Origin of the sequence: Kordia sp., assembly GCF_045105435.1 — a bacterium.
GTDB lineage: Bacteria > Bacteroidota > Bacteroidia > Flavobacteriales > Flavobacteriaceae > Kordia.
Window position 1 is genome coordinate 1 of record NZ_JBGCDL010000285.1, and the last position, 22,183, is coordinate 22,183.

General features: G+C 33.0%; 23 protein-coding genes. 8 read left to right on the forward strand and 15 right to left on the reverse strand.

The genetic code is table 11. From position 1 onward, the window contains the following. From AB8B65_RS14570 to AB8B65_RS14600, 7 genes are all read right to left on the reverse strand, one after another. Nucleotides 1-551 (reverse strand): response regulator (locus AB8B65_RS14570; RefSeq protein WP_405301941.1); only part of this gene is annotated, 551 nt, incomplete at its 3' end. 137 nt (nt 552-688) lie between these two features. After that, nucleotides 689-2,503 (reverse strand): ATP-binding protein, encoded by a 1,815-nt coding sequence (locus AB8B65_RS14575; protein ID WP_405301943.1) that lies wholly within the window; start codon nt 2,501-2,503, stop codon nt 689-691. A 391-nt stretch (nt 2,504-2,894) separates the two neighbouring features. Then, the gene (locus tag AB8B65_RS14580; RefSeq protein ID WP_405301945.1) at nt 2,895-4,001 is read right to left on the reverse strand and encodes a hypothetical protein; all 1,107 of its coding nucleotides are present in this window, start codon (nt 3,999-4,001) and stop codon (nt 2,895-2,897) included. Between the two features lie 106 nt (nt 4,002-4,107). Next, nucleotides 4,108-4,722: a hypothetical protein gene (locus AB8B65_RS14585; RefSeq protein WP_405301947.1), complete on the reverse strand. Its 615-nt coding sequence runs from the start codon at nt 4,720-4,722 to the stop codon at nt 4,108-4,110. Nucleotides 4,723-4,750: 28 nt separating this feature from the next. Next, nucleotides 4,751-6,856 (reverse strand): MORN repeat-containing protein, encoded by a 2,106-nt coding sequence (locus tag AB8B65_RS14590; protein ID WP_405301949.1) that lies wholly within the window; start codon nt 6,854-6,856, stop codon nt 4,751-4,753. Between the two features lie 24 nt (nt 6,857-6,880). Then, complete coding sequence (locus tag AB8B65_RS14595; RefSeq protein ID WP_405301951.1) at nt 6,881-7,576, reverse strand: hypothetical protein; 696 nt, start codon at nt 7,574-7,576, stop codon at nt 6,881-6,883. 101 nt (nt 7,577-7,677) lie between these two features. Next, nucleotides 7,678-7,983, reverse strand: a complete 306-nt coding sequence (locus AB8B65_RS14600) for a tetratricopeptide repeat protein (protein WP_405301985.1) — start codon at nt 7,981-7,983, stop codon at nt 7,678-7,680. A 509-nt stretch (nt 7,984-8,492) separates the two neighbouring features. Here AB8B65_RS14600 and AB8B65_RS14605 point away from each other — a divergent pair. Continuing rightward, the gene (locus tag AB8B65_RS14605; protein WP_405301953.1) at nt 8,493-9,350 is read left to right on the forward strand and encodes a hypothetical protein; all 858 of its coding nucleotides are present in this window, start codon (nt 8,493-8,495) and stop codon (nt 9,348-9,350) included. Between the two features lie 100 nt (nt 9,351-9,450). Further along, nucleotides 9,451-10,383: an XAC2610-related protein gene (locus tag AB8B65_RS14610; RefSeq protein WP_405301955.1), complete on the forward strand. Its 933-nt coding sequence runs from the start codon at nt 9,451-9,453 to the stop codon at nt 10,381-10,383. 45 nt (nt 10,384-10,428) lie between these two features. On the opposite strand, the gene AB8B65_RS14615 is transcribed toward AB8B65_RS14610, so the two are convergent. Beyond that, nucleotides 10,429-11,373 (reverse strand): hypothetical protein, encoded by a 945-nt coding sequence (locus AB8B65_RS14615; RefSeq protein ID WP_405301957.1) that lies wholly within the window; start codon nt 11,371-11,373, stop codon nt 10,429-10,431. 254 nt (nt 11,374-11,627) lie between these two features. Here AB8B65_RS14615 and AB8B65_RS14620 point away from each other — a divergent pair, with 254 nt between their 5' ends. From AB8B65_RS14620 to AB8B65_RS14635, 4 genes are all read left to right on the forward strand, one after another. Further along, nucleotides 11,628-12,017, forward strand: a complete 390-nt coding sequence (locus AB8B65_RS14620; protein WP_405301959.1) for a DUF4345 domain-containing protein — start codon at nt 11,628-11,630, stop codon at nt 12,015-12,017. A gap of 113 nt (nt 12,018-12,130) precedes the next feature. After that, nucleotides 12,131-13,384 (forward strand): FAD-dependent oxidoreductase, encoded by a 1,254-nt coding sequence (locus AB8B65_RS14625; protein ID WP_405301961.1) that lies wholly within the window; start codon nt 12,131-12,133, stop codon nt 13,382-13,384. A gap of 21 nt (nt 13,385-13,405) precedes the next feature. Further along, on the forward strand, nt 13,406-13,864 hold the full coding sequence (locus tag AB8B65_RS14630) for a DUF1572 domain-containing protein (RefSeq protein ID WP_405301963.1): 459 nt from the start codon (nt 13,406-13,408) through the stop codon (nt 13,862-13,864). A gap of 143 nt (nt 13,865-14,007) precedes the next feature. Continuing rightward, a complete protein-coding gene (locus AB8B65_RS14635; protein ID WP_405301965.1) occupies nt 14,008-14,889 on the forward strand; it encodes a DUF6268 family outer membrane beta-barrel protein in 882 nt (293 codons plus the stop codon). A gap of 39 nt (nt 14,890-14,928) precedes the next feature. Here the strand turns inward: AB8B65_RS14635 and AB8B65_RS14640 are convergent, their stop codons facing one another. The 3 genes from AB8B65_RS14640 to AB8B65_RS14650 all read right to left on the reverse strand — a co-directional run bounded on the left by AB8B65_RS14640 (nt 14,929) and on the right by AB8B65_RS14650 (nt 17,347). After that, nucleotides 14,929-15,144: a hypothetical protein gene (locus AB8B65_RS14640; RefSeq protein WP_405301967.1), complete on the reverse strand. Its 216-nt coding sequence runs from the start codon at nt 15,142-15,144 to the stop codon at nt 14,929-14,931. Nucleotides 15,145-15,314: 170 nt separating this feature from the next. Further along, nucleotides 15,315-16,085 (reverse strand): TIGR03915 family putative DNA repair protein, encoded by a 771-nt coding sequence (locus AB8B65_RS14645; protein WP_405301969.1) that lies wholly within the window; start codon nt 16,083-16,085, stop codon nt 15,315-15,317. Continuing rightward, complete coding sequence (locus AB8B65_RS14650) at nt 16,085-17,347, reverse strand: putative DNA modification/repair radical SAM protein (RefSeq protein ID WP_405301971.1); 1,263 nt, start codon at nt 17,345-17,347, stop codon at nt 16,085-16,087. The genes AB8B65_RS14645 and AB8B65_RS14650 overlap by 1 nt, the downstream gene beginning before the upstream one ends. A 223-nt stretch (nt 17,348-17,570) precedes the next feature. Between AB8B65_RS14650 and AB8B65_RS14655 the strand changes: the two genes are divergently transcribed. Beyond that, a complete protein-coding gene (locus AB8B65_RS14655; protein WP_405301973.1) occupies nt 17,571-17,867 on the forward strand; it encodes a hypothetical protein in 297 nt (98 codons plus the stop codon). Between the two features lie 148 nt (nt 17,868-18,015). Here the strand turns inward: AB8B65_RS14655 and AB8B65_RS14660 are convergent, their stop codons facing one another. The 3 genes from AB8B65_RS14660 to AB8B65_RS14670 form a co-directional block, all read right to left on the reverse strand. Further along, entirely contained in the window at nt 18,016-18,183 is a 168-nt protein-coding gene (locus AB8B65_RS14660; protein WP_405301974.1) for a hypothetical protein, read from the reverse strand. A gap of 250 nt (nt 18,184-18,433) precedes the next feature. Beyond that, nucleotides 18,434-19,294, reverse strand: a complete 861-nt coding sequence (locus tag AB8B65_RS14665) for a hypothetical protein (protein WP_405301976.1) — start codon at nt 19,292-19,294, stop codon at nt 18,434-18,436. Nucleotides 19,295-19,540: 246 nt separating this feature from the next. Beyond that, nucleotides 19,541-20,272, reverse strand: coding sequence for a hypothetical protein (locus AB8B65_RS14670; RefSeq protein ID WP_405301978.1), 732 nt, complete (start codon nt 20,270-20,272; stop codon nt 19,541-19,543). Between the two features lie 475 nt (nt 20,273-20,747). Here AB8B65_RS14670 and AB8B65_RS14675 point away from each other — a divergent pair, with 475 nt between their 5' ends. Beyond that, the gene (locus AB8B65_RS14675; protein WP_405301980.1) at nt 20,748-21,917 is read left to right on the forward strand and encodes an IS4 family transposase; all 1,170 of its coding nucleotides are present in this window, start codon (nt 20,748-20,750) and stop codon (nt 21,915-21,917) included. A gap of 53 nt (nt 21,918-21,970) precedes the next feature. Here the strand turns inward: AB8B65_RS14675 and AB8B65_RS14680 are convergent. After that, nucleotides 21,971-22,183: hypothetical protein (locus AB8B65_RS14680; protein WP_405301982.1), on the reverse strand; the 213-nt coding region annotated here is incomplete at its 5' end.

Sequence of the window (22,183 nt, forward strand, 5' to 3'; positions counted from 1 at the left end):
GAAGAGATGAATAGATTTTCTGCGATTTCATTGTAATTTAACCCTTTGCTTAATTGCAATAACACATCCGTTTCCCGCTTGGTGAGTTTTACTTTTTCAATTTCTGTATCTTCTGTGATTTGAAGCGGATTCCGGAGTAAATTCAATGCTTTTAGCGCAATACTTGGCGACATGGGCGCGCCATCATTTACAACTTCTAGAATTGATTTATGAATGTTTTCCGCGTTGATTTCTTTCAATAAGTAACCATCAGCTCCAGCTTGAATAGCCTTGAAGATATTTTCATCATCATCAAAAACAGTCAGCATGACAATTTTGATTTGCGGATGGCGTTCTTTGATGATTTCCGTAGCTTTAATTCCATCCATTTCTGGCATTTGAATGTCCATCAGAATGACATCAATGTTATGATTTACTTCTAGTTTTCCAATCATTTCCGCACCATTTACCGCTTTAAATTTAAACACAAAATCATCAAAGAAAGATAGTTTTTCAATCACAGCTTTGGCTAAAAAATGGTTGTCTTCTGCAATGGCAATTTTGAGTTTCATTTTTTTTTGGATTTTGGGTTTTGTCGCTTCGCTACTGTTATTCGTTATTCGTTGTTCGTTGTTCTGTTGATTTGTTGATTTGTTGGTTCTTGAAAAACTTCCTAATTCCTATTACCAAAAACCTAATCCCTTTTCAATTAAACAGCAAATTTTACCATAATTTCCGTTCCGTTGCCTGGCTTTGAATTGATGTCAATATACGCGTTTATTTCGTCCATGCGTTTTTGCATATTGTACAATCCGTTTCCGAGTTGAACAGTTTCTTTTTGAAATCCGATTCCGTCGTCTTTTATAGTAAGTATGATTTGTTTTCCTACTTCTTTAAAATTGACCGTTACAAGGTTTGCATCAGCATATTTTAATGAATTATTGATGGCTTCTTGAATGACACGAAATAAATGCATTCCTTGAATTGCCGTAAATTTCATTTTCGAATTGACTTCATTGTTGAACAAAAATTTCACGTCTTGTTTTGCCACTTTTGCTTTTTCAATAAACGAGAGTGTTCTACTTTGCAAATCTACCAACGATATTTCATCTTTGTTCATTGCCCAAATAGTATCACGCAATTGATCAATGGTTGCTAATGTGAATTCACTGATGTAACTTAGTTTGTCTTTGAACTCTGCAGAAGTTTCCTTGGAAGCGTATTTTAGGTTGTCAATTGAAGAAATGATAAACGACAATTGTGCGCCGATATTATCGTGTAAATCGCGCGAAATTCGCAAACGCTGTTCTTGTAATTTGTTTTGTGTTTCTATTTCTTTTAGCGCGACTTTTAGTTTGTTTTCTTTGATTAATTGCCTGTTTTTTAGCTTCTGCTGATTGTAGAATAAATAACCTAAAATCACCATTAATAACGCCAAGCCTAGCGCGCCATATATTTGATATTCTCGTTCTTTTAACGCCAATTCTTTTTCTGCTATTTCGGCGCGTTGTTCTAAAATTTCACGTTCTTTTTCGGCAGTTTTGTATTTGGTTTCCATTTCTGAAATTCCGTCCGCAAAACGTTTGTTATAATTTGCGATGGATAAACCATAAATGGAATCGCCTAATTTGCTTGCCGCTTCGTAATTTTCTTGTCGCATCAACATGCGTTTCTTTTCAATATATGCGTATAGCAACGATGGATTGTCGTCAGCATTTTTATAGGTTTTGATGGCTCTGTCAAACATTTTTCCCGCTTCTGTATATTCCTTTTTATTCGTAAAAATGTTTCCTTTTTTGATTTGCGCAAAACCTTCTTGTCCAATATTTTTATCTTTTTTGGCAAAATAAATCGCGCTGTCTAGTAATTTGATTGCTTTTTTCCTATTTTTTAATTGGTTATAACTTTCGGCTAATAAGCTGTAATTGGAAGCTAGTTTTGTGAATTTATTATTTTTCCGATTGATCGAAATTGCCGTATTGAATTTACGAATCGCATCTTGGAATAAAGCATTTTCATTGTGTTGCATGCCCAATTCGATATTTACAGCGCCAATATTTGCCAAAGCACTTGTTGCCAAATCTTCCGTTACATATTGTTTGTTTTCAACAATTTCTGACATTACTGATTTAGTATCTTCACGGCGATTTACATAGTAATAGCAAATTCCAATTTTATAACGTCCGCGATAGTAATTTTTATAGTCTTTTTGCAATTTGAAAAACTCGGTCGCTTTTAGCAATACTTTCATTGCTTCATCTGATTGTACGTTGCGCGTTAACACCGAACCTCGAATAAGATCGGCTCTGTAGTTATATGATGAATCTTGGATTTTAGGCAGTAATGCATCTAACTTTTTCAAGTAGACTTGCATCGAATCTAATGCGCGTTTTTGATTGAAATCTTCGCTTTGTTGCTCGTATTTTTCAAACAATGCAATCGTTTCGTCAGAAGATAATTCCGCATTTTGCGCTAATACAAACGTGGAAATAAATAGAAAGATGGTGCGTATACTTTTTTTCATCTTTATAAAGATAGAAAATGTTTTGGTTGATTTCGTTTTGCGTGATTCTTCACACGAACAATATTCTTACTTTTTTGCTAAAATTCCTATACGTAGAGTTGCGTATTTTTTGATGGAACAATTGAAAATGAAACGATTAGTTTTTATATTTTTCCAATTTATATTTAATGAAAAAAAATATCGGTGGAAATATAACAATAGAAGCTATGAAGTCATTTGAAAAGTTTTTAATTATCACAAATAGAATAATTACAATACAGCCGCAGCATATTGCAATGAAAAAGTTTTGTATCGCTTCTAAATGTGTCATACATCATATGCAACTCGTTTGGATAAAAAGTTACAATTCAACAGTTACATTATTCTAATTTTAAAGTATTGAATAATACCTTCAAGTTTTCTTGCATATTTTTTTAAACAGAAAATCTACTGCGATAGAAAATACAACATAGATCCCAATGTATTTTGGCAAGTATAGAAACCAATAGAATGCGCCGTAACTTTCGCGTCCACTTGCATAGGGTTTTCCAATGGAAGCATCTATCCAAAAAGTAGCAATTAGTAGTAAGAAGATAAACGCTAATGGAATAACTGTAGCACCAAAAACAGCTGTAACAGCTATTTTTTTTCTTGGTTGTTTTTTTCGGAATTGATACATTTTCCATACATGAAATGCTACAATGAAACTTACAAGAATTACCGCCAACCAATACGATTCTAAATTGAGTAAGAATATGGTAAAACTGCTGAGTTTGGGAATTCGTGTGATTTCAATGATGTCTACGGGTAATTTTTCAAAGTGATAGTTGGAAATTCCGTTGACAGCTCCACTTTTTGGCGTTCCTAAGTTGATTGTCATTTCATCTTTTACCTTGCTTGTATCAATTGTAATATCAAGCGTTCCAAACGATTTCCAATATTTTGCTGGCGCAAGTGCGTAGCGAAAACTGTCTTCGTTGAGTCGGTTGTGTTTGTAACGCCAATTGCTTGCTTTGTAACGCACTTTGATGCTATGTTTTCCTGCTGAAATGTCTGTTTGAAAGTATAGAAAATCGTTTAGTGAAATTCGGTCACTTCTTCCGTATTGGAATTGATTTTCAAGTTCGCGTATTGCTTTTTGATCCGTATTGTATAGATAGTGAAAGTTGGTTAGTTTTTCTTTGTCGTCTCCATATAAATCCCAGAAATGTTCTTGTTTTTGAAGCGTTATTTTTTTTCCATCAATGGTAACTTCAAAGTTTTCATAGTATTCCGACGCGTAGAAAAGTAACGGAATTTGCAGTCCGTCTTTTTCAGCATTGATGATGTATTCAATGTCAAAATTGGCATATTGAACGTTTTCATCAATGGTAATACGCAAGTTTTCGTGTAGTATGTGTACATATTGACTGATGAACGGACGCGTTCCAAAAGTTCCTGGTTGCACTGGAGACGCCATGTTTGCCTGTAATATAATGGTACTGAACAGACATAAGAAGAAGCATTTTATTTTCATCATCAAGTAGTATTTCGCCCTAAAAAAAGTAGTTTATATTTCAATAGTTTTTGAGAGAAGAGGTCACTTAAACAGCGCTTAAGCAACCTCTTTGCATCGATTAACTGGGTTATTTTAGGTATGTAAATGTTTGCCAAACAGTTGAAATGTTTAGCTTATCTTTAAAATCTTCATAGTTTTTTACTTGATCGTCTCTTGCTGCCATGAGCATGATAATGTGTGTGTTTCCGTGCGGATTTGGCTTTGCAACCGTATTGAAATAATACCTTCCCACAAATTCCTTACTGACACCTTCTTTCATGGTTCCAATTGCTTGAAGCGACAGGTATTTTTTACCATCAAATTCCGTAACGCCAATGTTTGCTTCTTCTATTTCGTATCCGCCTCTTTTTAGCATATCGCGAATTTGCGTCATAAACGATTTTCCGTCTTTTTCTAATGATAATCCGTCCATTTTAACGTAGCCAAACGAATACATTTCTGTTACGATACTATCTTTTCCAACGTTTTGAATCATTCCGTACGAGTATGTTTTTTCGCCTTCAACTGGCTTGTCAAATTTTAGATTTTTTGGAATGTCTACCGTAAAATGCACTTCTGGTTTGTCAATTTTTTTAGCAAATTCAGGAGTTACTTCATAGGTTTCTACTTCAATAGTTTCTTTGCATTGTATAAAACATATTTGCACACAAAGTAGTAATATAACACTTGTAATTTTTTTCATTTGGGTATTTTTAGTAGCTATTATTTTGTTATTCATAGTCTTTCACTTTTGCGCCTTCGTTATTAAAAACGCCTTGTGTTATATTTCCTGTTTTATTGTATTTCATCACGCCAAGTCCATCAATTCGATCTTCTTTGAATATCCCTTTGAACATAGAACGATCTGCATAGGTGAAAATTCCGTATCCATTTCGTTTTCCGTCTAAAGCATACGCGCCTGTATAAATACTTTTGTTTTTCCACTGGTATGTTCCAATTCCATATCGTTCTTTGTTTTTGAAAAATCCCCAGTATATATCGCCATTACTGTAGGTGTATTTTCCAAATCCATCTACACAGTTTCCTGTACAGTTTCCGTTTGCTTTTCCTGATCTATAGGTATCTGTGGCTTCTGTAATGAGTTTTCCATTTTCAAATAAACCACCTGTAGTAATTTTGTTTTCTTTGTTCATTGTGTAGCCCAAACCGTGTTGTTTTCCTTCTTTCCAACCACCAACATAGGTATTTCCATTTTCCCATTTGTAATACCCAACACCGTGACGGCGATTGTTTTTATATTGTCCATTATAGTACGATCCGTTTGGATACGATATGTACGCAACTCCTTCAATAGCACCATTTTTGAAGGTTGCATCTGTAATGATTCCGTTGACTTTTACGCGTCCCCAACCTTCTTTACAATCGCCTTTTACACAATCGAAATTAGTACTTGATTTCTTTTTTGTTGTAGCTGTCGTTGTTGTTGTATTAACTTGTTTATTGTCTAATTCTCCAGTATACGGCCGACCTGTAAGTGCTTGGTCATTTTTTGCCATTTTAAACCCTGTTAAAATGTAAAGAGGTTTGTTGTCTATGAAAATCACAGGATCACCATTTGTTAGGTATTCAAATCGGGCTTTTTTGTAATCGATATGTTTTCCTTTTACGATGATGTAGAAGTTATCTTTTTCTAATTCACGTGCGTAAACGATAGAATTTTCATCAGTGGTAAATAAGTTCATTTCTTTTACCGCTTGCGATTTTATGTTTTTATAGTTATTGACTATGTAGGTTCTTCCAAGTGATTTTTCTACGCGATAATCGATCATGTGCGGTCCTAAGAAAGCAAAATCGCGCGATTTTGCTTTGTTTTGTCCATATACATAATTGATAAATTTACCATCATGCGCATAACTTAGATGCGTTTTTCCTTTTGAAATTACATTCGTGATCGGAACGCGTTTATCTGCCGAATCTGTATCAATATTTACGTTTGAAACGGAATAATAAGTTTGTGTTAATCCGTCATATACTACTTTTTCATTCGGTTTTACACCTTTGCTAATGGTAATATCAGTAGCGCGATTTCCGTTTATGAATACTGCGCTTAGTTTTTTTCCTGTCGTTTTTTGACCAGGAATGTAATATCCGTATTCAAACTTTGCAGGTTTGTTGACGTCACTGTAATAACGATTGAATGTTTTGAAATGTTTTGCTTTTGGATTGTTTGCCGTATAAAAGTCGATTTTATTCCCCTTTGCATCTTCTTCAACTACATACGCGAACGTACCCGAAGCGAGTTCTTCTTTTATTAAGTATCCGTTTCTGTAATAATATTTCCCTACAAATCCTGGTTGCTTATCTGCATTAGTGTATTGCAATGAAACAACAATCATATTGTCTTGTTTACTATATGAATAATCGCGTTGTTGATAGAAAACACCTTTTTTGTTTATCACCGTTTTTATGATTCTATCTTGCGAATCATACGTATATTTTTTTTCTTCGCCGTAGGTGTTTTTTTCAAAAGTCAATAGGTTTTTAGTATTGAAAACATAATTACTTACACTTCCGCTTTTGTATTTGAACAGAATTATATTTCCACGTGCATCGTATTCTAATTGATCGTCGTAATTGTTTCCTGTTATTCTTCCATTTTGATCGTAATAATAGCGCGTTCCGTAGTTATAGGTTAAATTACCATTGTTATCAAAGATTTTTCCACTTGAAGCATACATATCGCCACGCAAAGAGAAATGTTCTTTTTTATGCTTGAAACCGATCGGATTTCGTGGCGCATTGACCATGTCTATTTTTTGTGCTATTGTTAATTGGTAACCAAAACAAAACAACAAGATTAGAACTTTATTTTTCATTGTAACTATGAGTATTATTCGTTTTTAAATTACTTTGAGTGTATTCATCATATCATCGCATAAGTGAATTTTAACGGGCAAACGACTGAATACATTTTTAGACATTTCCATTTTTAAAAGTGTTAAGTAGCTAAGCACATTTTTGTCTTCTAATCTGTTTTTAGGAATTACGAGTTTAAAGATGTACGTCATGTTTTCCCTGTCGAGTTCTACTGTTTTTTCAACATCATCGCCTGCAAATTTGTAACCAATTAAGAAGTCTTTTAGTTTTTCAACATCAGACATCATTACCTTGTTTGTATAGCGAATTTCCGTAGCTTTTGCCATGATTGATTTGAAAGCATCTTCTAGTTTGTAAACGCGTAAGGTGTTAAAATTCTCATCACAGACATGTAAATCGATTGGTAAATCCATGTAACCAGAGAGTTCTTTTGGAAAGATATTAAAGATATTTTCTAATGCTGAATTTTTTTTAAATTCTTCTTTGACAACCATTTTAAATATATATGTATCGCCATCTTTTACGAATTGAACCGATTTTACTTCTCCATCTGTGAAACCTGCATTGATCAAACTTTTTCCTAGTTTATCAACTTGTGCTTCTGTTACGCCATCTTTGTAATATATTTCGGTTCCGTCAAAAACTTTCTTTTCTCCGTAATTCGTACAAGAAGATATGAATGTTGCTACAAAAAGTAGGATTCCTATTTTTTTTATCATGTCGTTACTATTAATTGTGCTGTATTACTTTTACAGTAGGTTCAAAATTCTATGTTTTTAGGTATTTTCGCAATACGATATATTGCGTATTTTTTGAAAGGTTAGTGTTGCTTGCATTTTGCTTCGTAACGCCTTTGATTTCCTGTATATCCTAATGCTATTGCTTTCTTCCAGTTTTCGCAAGCGTTTTTCACATCGCGCTTCATGTCGTAAATATTACCTTTGTTGGAATAGGCTTTTCCGTATTTTGGATTAAAATCAATTGCTTTATTGAATTTGAGTAATGCCAAATCAATGTTTCCTTTTTTGGCGTAACAAACGCCCATACTATTGTATACTTCCGATTGTTTTTCGTCCATAGTTACCGAAAGTATATAGTCTTTTAAAGCGTCATCAATAAATCCCATTGCGTCGTGTGCGCCTCCACGATAAAAGAATGCTTTGGCATGTTTTGGATGCAATGCAATTACTTTTGAATAGTCGGCAATGGCAGCTTTGTAATTTTTATAATCTGCGCCTGCATTTTGCTTATTGATTAATGCGGTATGAAATCCTGCTTTGTAAAAATAGGCGTCTATCAACGTACTGTCTATTGCAATTACCTGTTCGCATAGTTTGATGCCTTCTGCAAATTTTCGCTGTTCTTTTTTTACCAAAGCATCATCGAGTAACGATTTTGTGTTTTGTGCATTTGATAAAGAAAACACTCCTAAAATGAGAAATACATATACCTGTTTCATATAGAATAATTTAAAGTTTAAAATTCTTCTTTTTTATTTCATAAAACAATACGGCATATTACGTATTTATTGTGTTTAACTTTTTTACTCAAAAGATAAACAGGTATTATTACGCTTAAAAATAAAGTTGTTATTTCCTACTTTTGAAAATTATTAATCTTTAAAAAATGAAAATTATGCCAAAATCTAATTCTAATCTACTGAATTACATTAGTTTATTGATGCATGATGACGATGCATTACACCATTTTTTGGTAGATCCGATTCAAGCAGAAGAAAATCATGGTATTACCAAAGCAGAACGTGCCGTTTTACGTAGAACAGTAGCACATCTAAGTAACAACTCTAAAAACGGATATACGGTTGCAAGACATGCAGGTTCTTACAGGCGTTCGTTGCGTTTACTACAAAATGTGCTCCATAATGTAGGTTCAAAAATGACACAAGATGCTACTGCTGCTGAAGTAAGTTCTAACAATAAAGATATTGTAGTGTTTCCGTATTCGATGGTCTTTAACTTTCCAAAATTTGCTGAAGATGAAGATTATACCAAAATGACAAATGATCAGGTTGGAAATCCTTATGGATACTCTTCAGCGCCGTTGACTGTTAATTTACTGAATCCGGCTGCAACTATTCAAGAGGTGTTAGAAGCTATAAAAAGCAAGTATAACACAGATACATTTTTTGTTGATTATGAGACTGTCAATATTGATGGAAAACCTTATGTAACTTCTATTATTTACAACGTAACGCTTTTCACCTCTGGTAAATCTTTAAACTTTTTAACAAAAGCATCAGCTAGTATAGAGCTGTATAAATTAAGTGATGATTATGTATTCTGGTTTTACTCAATTAATGGTGAACCAAATAAAAATGGAAATCCAGTGACTACAGGAACTGCAGGACAATCGTTCGCCGATTATAAATTGAGTCAGAATGATACTGTATTTTGGCAATTAATTGCTCCAGATAATACGTATGGTTTTCATCCTTGTGATGCAACTCCTGGAAATGCAAATACGAACTCATAATATGTAAAATAGTATTTCTTATAAAAGTCAAAGTGTATGCTTTGGCTTTTTTTGTATTGGTATGCTTTTTGAACAGAAAGTATCATTAACAAACTATCCAATGAAAAAAATCATCATTTTCTGTATTTGCTATTGTGCTGTTCAGTTGCTACAAGCACAACATTGTCAATACGATGCGCTTAGTATTGTAGGTATATTTCCGCATACGACAGATACGTACACACAAATTCATGGTTTACAAATCACTTTGGTAGACGCAAATGGTGAACCAATTTTAGTGTATCAAGATCGTTATTCTGATGAAAAGAGCTCGTTCCCGCGAAAGCGTGCGCCGCTAATTGCTTGGCAAAATCAGCTAGTAGATCCTGATATTAAGCATTCCCAGAAGAATTTAAAAAGACGTTTGTTTGGCTTTGCAGGAAATAATTATATCCTAACAGGTGTTTTTTATAAAGAACCTATTTTTATTAAGATTGAAGATATTGACAAAGAACACAACGGAGGACATTTTGAAACCAAAATCGTTGAAATTACACCTGAATATTTTCTAAAATTATGTGGATATCGTTTTCGTTCTCCCAAACATCAAAAAGCATATAAAGTGTTTAAATTCCCAATGAATGTAATTTCAAGACAAACCTATTCGCATGGATTACAACAATCGGGAGATTACAATTTTGATGGTTATGATGATATAAGAGTTACCTCGGAAGCGCCCAATCAATATCAAAAATGGGATTATTTTCTATATGATGTCAATAGAGATTCATATGTAAAAGATCCTTTTTTAAGTAGCATGCATCACTTGACTTTCAATTGGGTAGAACAAACTTTTTACGGAAGTCGTTCCGTATTTGTAGATAAATTAACACGTATGAGCGAAGTGTATGATTTTTTTGAAGGGAAAATTAGAATGACACAAAAAACTACCTGTACACAAACACATGAATCATCGGAACGCAGCGATTGTTCAATTTATAAGTTACAAAACGGAAAGCTTGTGTTGATCGAATTTAGACAAGGAGCCGAATGATATTTTCTAGTTTTTTTTACGGAAACGAAGTGAAAATTTATACTATTATTTTTTTAAAATTAAGGTGCCACGTTGGAATTCGCACACATTTTCAACAGCTAAAAGTGTATTGTATTTTTTGATGACATCTTCATGAATTTCTGCTTTTTGCAACGGATGATGCGCTCTGTAATTTTCTCCTTTGAAATCAATTACACTACAACGATTCGCTTCGCATAATTCTAAATAATACAGATACGACAGTCGATTTGTGTAGGCAATATCATTTCCTGCCCAGTACTTCCAAGTTTTATCTGAGTATTTTAAAAAGTTGAATTCTGAAATATTTTTGTCTTGAAAAAAACCTGGATTTGCAAAGTGATCTATGAAATTAATGGTGTGTACAGCGCAACCATTTTGTGTCAACCATACTTTCATTTTTGCAAATAGTTTTTTTAAAAATGCTGGCGGAATGTGCTCAAATACAACCTGTGAACAAATATAATCATACGAGTTGTGAGCGTTTTCTATATCGCTTAGTGTGTATTTAGGAATGTATAGAATATTACAATATGCACATAATTTTTTGAGTGTTTGAAACGATTGTATGTGTTGTAATTTTTCTTTTATTTCTGATAGATAAAACCTTCCTTTTTCTGCAATTGTTTGAAGTAGTTCTTCGTTGTTTAGATATTGAATTTGCTTTTGAAACGTTTTGATAGCAACATCTTTGGAAATATCGACCGTAACAATTTTGTCAAAACCTAATAAGTATAAAACTACAGGCGCAACTAGCGAATAGCCTGTACCAATTTCTAATGCAGTTTTTTTAGTGTTGGAATGAAATTCAAGCTGAGCAGCTTCAAATTTCCGAATGCATTCGTAAAACTGATACAAACACACATTTTTATGATAACTTTTATTGAGCGTAGCCGGAATGTGATTGAGCTGATCGCCAATCTTGGTAAAATGCAATACTTTTTGCAAGCTCGCTTTTATTTTCCAGTGCATATTTTATCCGTTTTTAAAACGTTTGTCTTCAATATTAAAAATTTTAAACCAAACGCCCTCAAAATAAGTACAGGAAATGTGCATTTACGCCTAAAATTTTTATCTATTCTAAAAGTTTATACTATTTTTTTTGAATAATTTTAACATCTATTTAACTTTTTGAGTAACTTGTAAAAGTCATTAACGCGTTCATTAACTACAACTATTTTTTTGATCGCAAACCGAAACAAGTAATACTAAACCATTTTCATACCTTGAAAGCAATTCATAAAAACCTACATCTTACGCTATCTACCATTGCCATTTTAGTTGTTGGCGCTACGTACGGACTTCATCCAAATACATTTTTACCATTATTTTTCGATTTTAATGTAGAAGGCACTGACCTAAATCATGTGTTTAGAGCCATGATGGGCTGCTATTTTGCATTGGGAATTTATTGGGGTTATAGTGTCCTTTTTCAAAAATATTGGCGTGGTGCTACCCTTTCTGTAATTTTCTTTATGGGCGGATTAGCAGCCGGACGCATTTTAAGTATGATTGTGGATGGCATTCCATCTACCGCATTTACCGTAGGAACCATTTTAGAACTGATTTTTGTAGTTTGGGGTTTCTTGAATTTAAAATTCTACGCGAAAGAATAAGTGTCCCGTTTTTATCTTTCAACAAGATCCTTTTCACAACAAAATCAACTACGAAATTTACAATTGTGTTCGTTTTGTCGTATTTTTACAGTGACTTTTATTAGAAAATTTTCATGGAAAAAGAAGCATATAAAATTTATATTGTCGGCGCTGGAATTAGCGGATTAATTGCTGCAAAAGTGCTAGAAGATCACGGATATCACCCTGAAATTTTAGAAGCGACTGATCGTGTTGGCGGACGTGTAAAAACAGATATTGTTGCTAATTATCAATTAGATCACGGTTTTCAAGTATTGTTGACTTCGTATCCTGCTGCTAAAAAGTATTTGGATTTTGATGCGCTCGATTTGCAAACATTTTTACCTGGTGCGACTGTTTTTACGAACGGAAAACAAAAAACGATTGGCGATCCGTTGCGAAACTTTTCATTGCTATTTCCTACGTTATTTTCGGGGATTGGAAATTTTTCAGACAAGTTGAAAGTTCTCAAACTGAATACGAATTTAAAGAAGAAGTCATTGGATGAAATTTTTGCACAGCCAGAAACGACAACGCTTGTACATTTGCAGAAATTAGGATTTTCCGAAGCGATGATTTCAAAATTTTTCAAACCGTTTTTTAGCGGAATTTTTCTAGAGCCAAACTTAGAAACTTCTTGCAGAATGTTTGAGTTCGTGTATAAAATGTTTGGCGATGGTTTTGCTGCTTTACCAAAATCGGGTATTGCCTCCATTCCCAAGCAATTGGCATCAAAATTACAACACACAAAATTTCATTTCAATATGCGCGTTCAAAATGTAGCAGACGGAAAAATCACCTTAGAGAACGGAACTGTTTTAGAAAGTCATTTTACCATTGTTGCCACAGAGGCAAGTCAGTTGATTTCAAATTTAAAGTCGCAAGAAACCGCTTGGAAATCTTGTGAAACACTCTATTTTGAGACTCCGAAACGAACTATTCCCAAACCGCTAATTGGCTTGGTTGCTGATAAAAGTTTGTTGGTGAATAATATTTTTTATCACAATAGCTTACAAACAACTTCCAAAGGAAACAAGGAATTGCTATCAGTTACGGTGGTGAAAGACCATAATTTGTCTGAGAAATTTTTAGTTAAAAAAGTACAGGAAGAGTTGCAACAATTTTGCGGAATTAAAGATTGTTCATTTTTGAAACTGTATAGCATTCCTAAAGCATTGCCAAATTTACAACAGTTGCAATATAGCATGTCGCCATCGGAAACGCGTTTAACCACAAAGGTTTTCCTTGCGGGAGATGTGCAATTAAATGGTTCATTAAATGCGGCGATGATCTCAGGAGAAGCTTCGGCTTTGGGCGTAATTGAAGCGTTGGGAAGCATCGTGAAATAGTAATTAAAACACCTAATTGTTATGAAAATAGCTGCACAAATTGCCAAACATTTTAGAGAAGTTCATTTTGGAGGAAATTGGACTGCTTCTAACCTACAAGATACTTTAAACGATATTTCATACGAACAAGCGACAACGAAAGTGCCGAATTTGAATACGATTTTGATACTCACTTATCATATTCATTATTATGTAGCCGCAGTTTTGAAAGTGTTTGAAGGAGAAGATTTACAGGCAAAAGATGCGCATAGTTTTGATCATCCGAATATTACTTCGCAAGTAGCATGGGAAGCTTTTAGAACGAAAGTATTAAACGATGCAGCAACCTTTGCAGCTCATTTAGACAAGTTGCCTGAAGATTGTTTTGACCAACCGTTTACCGATGAAAAATACGGAAGTTATTACCGAAATATGCACGGAATTATTGAACATACACACTATCATTTGGGACAGATTTCTTTGTTAAAGAAGTTGGTTTAGCATCTCAACTCCGCTCAATGTGGCAGGTTATGGGTTTTGAATTCAATATTTTTATTTCAACAACTTCATACGCTATTATCATTATTAGATAAATTGTTTTGAATCGTTTATCTTTCAACAGTTAAAAAATCTAAATTTACTAAATGCCAAATTTTGCACGAATATTTATATGTATAATATTGTGCTGTACTGCGAAAGCGTACGGACAATTGGGCGATTTGGCGCGCATAGATTATACGTACATTCCAAATGCAAAATCAGACATTGAATATTCAAGATTTCGCGCGTTATTTAATTACCCAATTAAGTTAAAAGATGATGATACGTATTTATTTTTAGGACTCGATTATAGTAATATTCATTTAAAATCGGAAGTAGAGTTTCCTTTTGACACAAGAGATTTGAACGATTTTCAATTGCTCGATTTTAGTATTGGCTACACAACTCCTTTGAGAAATAATTGGCGATTGGGTATCCGATTCCAACCAGGTTTTAGCACCAATTTAGTGGCGGATGCACTGAGTATTAAAGATGTTGTCCTTTCGGGAACAGTAGTTTTTATTAAGAAAGGAAAAGTATATAATGGAAAATCGCAAAAATTGGTTTTAGGTGTTACCTACGCTGGAAATTCTGGATTTAATTTCCCATTGCCTTTTGTGAGTTTTTATAGAAAATTTCGTCCAAACTGGTCGTATAACCTTGGAGTTCCAAAAACAAATTTACAATATCATTTTTCAACAAAACATCGATTAAAATCTTTTGCACAATTAGATGGTTTTACGTCTAATTTGCAGCGCGAAGTTCCTATTATTAATGGAGAAGCGGCAAAAACCATCAATATGTCGTTGATTTTATCAGGCTTGCAATACGAATATTATTTTACAAAACAATTGCAGTTTTATGCGCGTGCTGCCTATATTTTTTCACTTAATAACGAATTGCGAAATGAGCGTAGAGAAACTATTTTTTCATTGGATAATCAGGCAAAAATCTACCTTAGAACAGGAATTAAGTTTAAGATTTGACAAAAAAAGTGAACCGAAGCCCACTTTTTTTTATAATTTCTAACCTGGATTACAACCTGCAGTTCCATGCACACTACCACATGGTGAATAACAAGAAGCATATTCACTGTACTTGCACCAATCACCCACAGATTCTTTCATATACGTATGGCATTTTTGATTTGTAGAAACCATTCCTCCAGAAATTTGTCCTATTTCAAATTGAGATATCTTTTGCTTGTTTAGACGCAATGCGTTCAAATTTTGTTTTTTCATTATGTAATATTTTAAGTTTATACCTATTAGGGAAAAAACTCAATATTCATTACCCAATAATCTTGAAAAACCTAAAAACAGCATTTTATTTAATAGCTTCTGTATTAGTATTATTAATTATTGTTGTTACAACAGTTTTTACTCTTTAGTAGTGCAAGCCTAAACTTTCATCAAAAAGGTTGTTTTTCGCTTAAATATTTCCAATAGCGCTTTGGAACATGTTGTACATGCAGTACCCTATTTTTTCGCGATTCAATATTGGTACTTTTAAAATAATTTTGCCATAATTCTTGAAAATCGAATTCTTCTTTGGCAAAAAAATCTTTGGAGGTTTTCGTAAAATCAAAATGCTTTGGAAAGTCCATTATAATGGTTTCCACTTGCGTGAGATTGTAATACAGACCAAAATTTCGTTTGATATCATAAATCACCCATTTTTGATCAGCATAGCGCGATTTGAAATGTTTGGCTATTAATGGCAATACGTTAAAATCTGGTTCAATATTCGAAAAATACAAATCATCTTTCGTTAGCTTGAAACGCACAAAAGCTTCCATACGATGTTTTTCACGACCGACACTTTTGGTAATTTTAGATAGCTTTAAAACCGTAGGATTGGAAAAGTCTTTTTCTATATTTTGTTGCGAAGCAAATACTTGCTTTATGTAGTTTAACAATAGGTTTTCAACCGAATTTAATTCGCTTAGAAACGTATAATATACTTGATTTCGTCCAAACGAAGTCATTTTTTTTTTGAGTCCGTTCCAAACGCGATCTGCCTGTGCTTTATTGGTGATTACTTCTTCGTTTTCACCAAAAAATGAAGATTGCACAGTTCCAACTTTCTGAATATCAACCTGTATTAGTTTTTCTTCATATACTTTAAAAACTGCGCTTAAAAAACCTTCAAACGAACCATCATACACCAAAACTCTTTGCATTATCCAAATAGATTTAATTGGTTACTTGTGGCATTTCTGAACTTACTTTTTGAGTTTTGAAGAATGAATCCTTTGATTTTTTCAGGTTCTAAATCGCGAGTTTCAAATTGATTTGAATTGCACACTATAAAATATTTGGCTCTGTTGAGTGCAACCCCTAAATTTTTTAAGTGTTCCCAAGTGAGTTGACGAAATTTTCGTGCGTTTAGTATTTTGTATACAGAAGTCATTCCCAAACCTGGCACACGTGCCAACATGCGTTTGTCGGCTGTGTTTACATCTACCGGAAATTCATGCATATTTCGCAATGCCCACGAAAGTTTTGGATCAATATCTAAGTCTAAATGTTGATGTGTTTCATTGACAATTTCATTGACATGAAAACCGTAAAATCGCATTAACCAATCGGTTTGATACAATCTATTTTCACGCAACATAGGCACTTCACTTCCTATTTGCGGCAAACGGCTGTCGTAACTTATTGGGACATATCCGGAATAATAAACTCGTTTTAGATTGAACTTTTTGTAAAAGAAATTGGAAGCCGTCATAATTTGATAATCATTTTCGCCACTTGCACCAATAATCATTTGTGTACTTTGTCCGGCTGGCGCATATTTTGGCGTGCTTCGTATGATTTTTTTCTCTGCTTTGTATTGAATGATTTCATTTTTCACCTTTTTCATCGGTTTGATGAAATCTTCACGATTTTTATCGGGCGCAAGTCGTTTCAAGCCTTCTCGTGTTGGAATTTCGATATTTACGCTCAATCTGTCTGCATATAAACCTGCTTCTCGCATGAGTTCATCGGAAGCGCCAGGAATTGATTTGAGATGAATGTATCCGTTAAAATTTTCTTCCAAACGCAGTTTTTTAGCTACTGAGACCAAACGTTCCATAGTATAATCTGCATTTTTGAAAATTCCTGAACTTAAAAATAGTCCTTCAATATAGTTTCTACGGTAAAAATTGATGGTTAAATCGACTACTTCTTGCTCTTTAAAAGCTGCACGTTTGATGTCGTTGCTTTTTCGTGTGACACAATAGGCACAATCAAAAATACAGTGATTTGTCAATAGAATTTTCAGCAAAGAAACACAACGTCCATCTTCTGTGTATGTATGACAAATTCCCATGCCAGTTGCATCGCCCAAACCTTTGTTTTTGTTGGTTCGATTGCTTCCGCTAGATGAACAGGAAACATCGTATTTGGCAGCATCTGCTAGAATGTTTAGTTTTTCTTTAATTCGTTCAAACGACATGAAAGTTTCTCTTTTGTATTAAAAATTAGTGTCCTACAACTTCAAACAAATATAACATTTTACAGACAGTATTAAAACAAATGTTTTATATTTTCTGTTAAATGTTTCACTCCTTAGCAAGCTTTATTAAATTCGGCTTTGTAATTGCTTTAGAATCAATATTTACGGAATAGTTATTGAGAGATTCATCATCTATACAATAACATTAAAACCATTTTAGCTTATGAGAAAATATGTGCTTTTATTATTGTTCTTAACAAGTTTGGTAGCTACATCAGTGGCATCAACTAAATTTACTACTGAAAAAACTTTTTGTGACGGCTGGGAAGAAGGTTATAAAGCTGGCTTTTCATATCACAATATTCAAAATCGTAGAATCGAACCTATTTTTACAACTCCAATTTGTCCAATTCCTAAAATTGGTTTTGAAAACTATCAAGTTGGATATAATAGAGGTTTATTGGCTGGGAAAAAGAAATTTGAGAAGAGAAACCCAGACCTTACTACTTCTAGAAATTGAGATCCTAAAAAAGCTGTCTAAAAAATTATAAGTTCGTCAAACCGAATCAAATTCGATTTCGCATAACAGTTGAAAATTAGCTTTATGAGATTCTGGATCAAGTCCAGAATGACGTTTTTTAAAACTTTTTAGACAGCCTATCTATCTTTTATAAGAATACACAAATTCTGTTGATGCACCTTGAAGCACGATCGATAAAAAAGCAATCAGAACGACGCACACAACCTACAGGAAATTGAATTCCTCCGTTGATACTTTCTTGTTCTTTTTTGTCTAATTTTTGTACTCCGTTGAGATTTAAAATTGATTTTAACATGATTATAAGTTTTTGATTATGGCAGAAATTATCATTTTTAATGCTAAACCTTTTACGGGAATACCGTATTTAACATTTTATAAAATTTAGCATCAAAAAATCTTCAATTAAAAAACTGTAGTTTAATACTTATCTCATATTGTCAAAATTTAATTGAAATATTGTAAAATGATGATACTATTAAAATGAAAAATATTTCATTCGTTTTTAAGTTAAACTGAAATGAACAAAAAGTTTATAAAAATTAAAGTTAGTATATCTCTACGATAAACATAAAAGTATCATTAACTCTGTTTCGCATGTTTGGCATGGGTTTGTTGAGTACAATTCTTGGTAATACTTTTTGCACCACAAATGTTTGTTTGCAAATTGATGGTTTTTGTGGATCAAAGGAAAGGCCTTCTGTATTTCTTGGATTTAATCGTTGAGGAAAAAAATAAATACGTTGTCCAACTCTAGGTTTTTCTCCTACAATTTGAATTTGATCTCCATATCTTACAATGGCTTTGGCTATTGTTCCACCTCTTCTTGCCTTAAAAGCAGCTGTATTTGTGTTTTTTGGCCATGCATTTCCTGAACTTGCATTTCCTGAGTTTGTATTTCCTGAACTAGTATTTGAATTTATTCTTTGTTTTACTTCAATAGGTTGCCAAGTAATTCTTGCGCTTAGTGCACCTGATTGTATTAAAGATGTTTTGCTCAGTGTGCCAGCAGTTCCAACAAATAGTAAAGATGCATTGTTTTGTATTATAATGCGTCCATCTTGTAATTTAATTACTCTCCAAAGTGCTCCACTACCAGGTGTATTTGTTTGTCTTATTGATGATCCTTTTCGGGTTTTCCCATAACTAGCAAGAAACATTTTAGAATCTCGGTTTAGCAATCTGTACAATCCATTTCCTTGTGAAACAAATTTCCAATGTCCTCCAGTACCAACGATTTGTTTTACCACCATTACTGCTCCTGTTTTTTTGTTTCCGTTATTGGCTATTTTGCCTTTATTGTTTCCATTTTCAAGTTGATACCACACATTTGCTTTTATTAATGTTTGTCCTTGTATGGATAAGGTAAAACAAATAAATAATCCAAAGAGAAATATGTTTTTTTTCATGATCTGACTTTTGTTAAGTTAATGTGTTTTCACTTGTAATTATACTATTTTTTTACTTATATGAAATTTATACTGTTGAAATGTTAGAAAATCAGATAAGTGTTTTATATGCAAACCAAGAGTAAAAACACCTCTACTAAAATAATGCTTAATACCTCATTATCTTTATCTTAAGTAAATTAATAATCAAAAAAAACCTTCTTGAAAAATCAAGAAGGTTTCATATATTTTGAAGATTATCTATTTTTAGTCTTCTAAAAAATCTTTTAGAATCTGTTTCAAAATTATGATATCATTTTCTGTATTTCGGATCAATTTATCGTTTTCATTACATTGAAACTGTGCAAAATTAATTTTCATATAACGGAACTTTTTATTGAGAACAGCTTCTTTTTTGAGTTCATCATAGTATTTTATTTGAGTGATACGCGCTTGTTCTTTTTCGTCTAAGTCTTCAAAGTTTTTCTCTTTTTGAAAGAACTCAATGACTAATTTTAATTCTTGATAATACGCGTCTAAAGGTAGTTTTGTGCGTCCTTTTCCTCTTTTGTGTAGATTTCCAACTAAGGTGTCAAATGTATGTTTTCTGGATGCTTTTTTGTCTAGCAATTCATCACACAAATTTAATAGATAGTTTTCATCACTATTTTTAATATCTAGTAAGCGCTGTTCTTTTTTACTGATTTCAGGAATGACTTCTTTTGGCGTGTATTTTTTTCCTTCTCGCACTAAATACCAATAAGTATTTTCCGTTTTTCTTTCAGCATGTACAGCAGGTATTTTATCTAGTTCCGATTGCTTGTCTAATTTTCTAAGTACTTTACGTAGCGGAAATCCTTTTTTTACATCTTTTTCAAAGATACCAGCTTCAACTAATGCTGGCATGATTGTTTTTACAGGAATCCAATCAACAGTTGTATTGGTTTCAAAATACTGCGTTATTACTTCATTTACCTTTGCTATATTTTCATCAGTCATACCTAGTGTATTTTACCTTTTTACTTTAGAATGCATTCATAAGATCGTTTTAAATAACTCCTTTTCATGCTTATTTTATGGGTACAAATGTACTGTATTTTGATTTCTTACTACTTATATATTACGGTAAATTATATGTGTAAATACACGTTAGGTATTTCTTTCTAAAGAAAAAATAAAAACCTTATATATACTTGTCTTTTCTTTCTAATTCACTAAATAACTTCGCTTTTTAAAAAGATATATCTGTCATTGAAAAACTAGCTTAAAGAACTACATATTTTTATGTAAATAGTTCGATTTTTAATGTAAAAGGGAAAACACCTTAAAGAATCCGTATTTTAACTATTTGACAGTTAATTAAATATAAATTTAGTAATAAAAACCAATAGCGTCCTAAACGTTTAAAAAAGAGAAAGGGAATTTTGTTCCTCAAAGTTATCTTTGTGGTGCACCACAAAAAAATCTTTCTCCGATGATAAACATAACTTTGTTTTCTCAAATAATCACAAAATTAGATCGTTCAAAATTCAAGAAATTAGTTAAACTGCGTCAAACAGATAAGCATCAAAAGGGTTTTGACAGTTGGTCACATTTAGTTTCTATGCTATTTTGTCAATTTGCTAAAAGTCAATCTATACGAGATATTAGTAATGGTTTGCGCTCCGCAACAGGTAATTTGAATCATTTAGGGATGCACAAATCTCCCTCAAAATCCACATTGAGTTATCAAAACAAAAATAGGAGTTGGGAACTTTTTAGAGATTACTATTATAGTTTGCTAGAAAGTTTAGGACAGCAGTCTCAAATGAAACGTACAAAATTCAAGATAAAGTCAAAAATATTTTTATTGGATGCTACCACGATAAGCCTTTGTCTAAGTTTATTTGATTGGGCAAAATACAAGACTAAAAAAGGTGCAATAAAAATGCATACCCTACTTGATTATGACGGACACTTACCTTCTTATGTCAATATAACCGATGGTAAAACAACAGATAACAAAGGCGCTTACGATATTCCGCTACTGAAAGGAAGTATTATTGTTGCTGATAGATTTTATAACGATTTCTCCTTACTTAATGTTTGGGACAGCAATGATGTCTATTTTGTGGTTAGGCACAAAAAAAATATCAAATTTAACAGCGTCAAAGAATTAGAACTGCCAGAGAATAGGCATCAACAAGTTTTAAAAGATGAGATTATTGAACTTACGGGGCTTAAAACAAAACAGAAATATCGCAAAAGACTACGTAGAGTTGCTTTATGGGACGATAAAAACCAGCAAACCATTGAGGTTATTACCAATCAAATGTCTTGGACAGCAAACACTATAACCCAACTCTATAAGGCTAGATGGGAAGTCGAAATCTTTTTTAGAGACATCAAACAGCAATTACATATAAAATCGTTCATTGGAACAACTCAAAATGCTGTGATGATACAAATTTGGACAGCACTAATAACAATTCTTATCCTCAAAGCTTTGAAAACGCAAGCAAAACACCCTTGGTACTTGTCTAATTTAGTAGCTTTTATTAGGCTTAATCTATTTGTAAAAGTAGATTTATATAAATGGCTCGATAATCCATTTAATAAGGAACAACCGCCTCCAGATAAATATGTACAAGGGGTTCTTTTTTGAAAAAACATAAAACACTAGTGCTAGACCAATGAATCTAGTGAATATATTATATTCTAAAAACGTTTAGGACAGGATTGTTTTTCAACCGTAATCAATGCTTTTTGTTCGGCAACATTATCTTGCAACATTGCAGTGAAAGTACCGCGTAAATCGCGCTTCATCAAAAATGGTACAGCAGCTTCGTTTACAGGTATAAATGGCAATTCAACATTGTTATACGTCCAAGATGAAGTTGTAAAATGAGTTGTGTTTCCAGGGAAAACAGC

What these genes read in the sequence shown, in the direction of transcription:
- AB8B65_RS14575 (WP_405301943.1), bottom strand. Translation starts at nt 2,503, where the DNA reads ATGAAAAAAAGTATACGCACCATCTTTCTATTTATTTCCACGTTTGTA.
- AB8B65_RS14580 (WP_405301945.1), bottom strand. Translation starts at nt 4,001, where the DNA reads ATGATGAAAATAAAATGCTTCTTCTTATGTCTGTTCAGTACCATTATA.
- AB8B65_RS14585 (WP_405301947.1), bottom strand. Translation starts at nt 4,722, where the DNA reads ATGAAAAAAATTACAAGTGTTATATTACTACTTTGTGTGCAAATATGT.
- AB8B65_RS14590 (WP_405301949.1), bottom strand. Translation starts at nt 6,856, where the DNA reads ATGAAAAATAAAGTTCTAATCTTGTTGTTTTGTTTTGGTTACCAATTA.
- AB8B65_RS14595 (WP_405301951.1), bottom strand. Translation starts at nt 7,576, where the DNA reads ATGATAAAAAAAATAGGAATCCTACTTTTTGTAGCAACATTCATATCT.
- AB8B65_RS14600 (WP_405301985.1), bottom strand. Translation starts at nt 7,983, where the DNA reads ATGGGATTTATTGATGACGCTTTAAAAGACTATATACTTTCGGTAACT.
- AB8B65_RS14605 (WP_405301953.1), top strand. Translation starts at nt 8,493, where the DNA reads ATGCCAAAATCTAATTCTAATCTACTGAATTACATTAGTTTATTGATG.
- AB8B65_RS14610 (WP_405301955.1), top strand. Translation starts at nt 9,451, where the DNA reads ATGAAAAAAATCATCATTTTCTGTATTTGCTATTGTGCTGTTCAGTTG.
- AB8B65_RS14615 (WP_405301957.1), bottom strand. Translation starts at nt 11,373, where the DNA reads ATGCACTGGAAAATAAAAGCGAGCTTGCAAAAAGTATTGCATTTTACC.
- AB8B65_RS14625 (WP_405301961.1), top strand. Translation starts at nt 12,131, where the DNA reads ATGGAAAAAGAAGCATATAAAATTTATATTGTCGGCGCTGGAATTAGC.
- AB8B65_RS14630 (WP_405301963.1), top strand. Translation starts at nt 13,406, where the DNA reads ATGAAAATAGCTGCACAAATTGCCAAACATTTTAGAGAAGTTCATTTT.
- AB8B65_RS14635 (WP_405301965.1), top strand. Translation starts at nt 14,008, where the DNA reads ATGCCAAATTTTGCACGAATATTTATATGTATAATATTGTGCTGTACT.
- AB8B65_RS14640 (WP_405301967.1), bottom strand. Translation starts at nt 15,144, where the DNA reads ATGAAAAAACAAAATTTGAACGCATTGCGTCTAAACAAGCAAAAGATA.
- AB8B65_RS14645 (WP_405301969.1), bottom strand. Translation starts at nt 16,085, where the DNA reads ATGCAAAGAGTTTTGGTGTATGATGGTTCGTTTGAAGGTTTTTTAAGC.
- AB8B65_RS14650 (WP_405301971.1), bottom strand. Translation starts at nt 17,347, where the DNA reads ATGTCGTTTGAACGAATTAAAGAAAAACTAAACATTCTAGCAGATGCT.
- AB8B65_RS14655 (WP_405301973.1), top strand. Translation starts at nt 17,571, where the DNA reads ATGAGAAAATATGTGCTTTTATTATTGTTCTTAACAAGTTTGGTAGCT.
- AB8B65_RS14660 (WP_405301974.1), bottom strand. Translation starts at nt 18,183, where the DNA reads ATGTTAAAATCAATTTTAAATCTCAACGGAGTACAAAAATTAGACAAA.
- AB8B65_RS14665 (WP_405301976.1), bottom strand. Translation starts at nt 19,294, where the DNA reads ATGAAAAAAAACATATTTCTCTTTGGATTATTTATTTGTTTTACCTTA.
- AB8B65_RS14670 (WP_405301978.1), bottom strand. Translation starts at nt 20,272, where the DNA reads ATGACTGATGAAAATATAGCAAAGGTAAATGAAGTAATAACGCAGTAT.
- AB8B65_RS14675 (WP_405301980.1), top strand. Translation starts at nt 20,748, where the DNA reads ATGATAAACATAACTTTGTTTTCTCAAATAATCACAAAATTAGATCGT.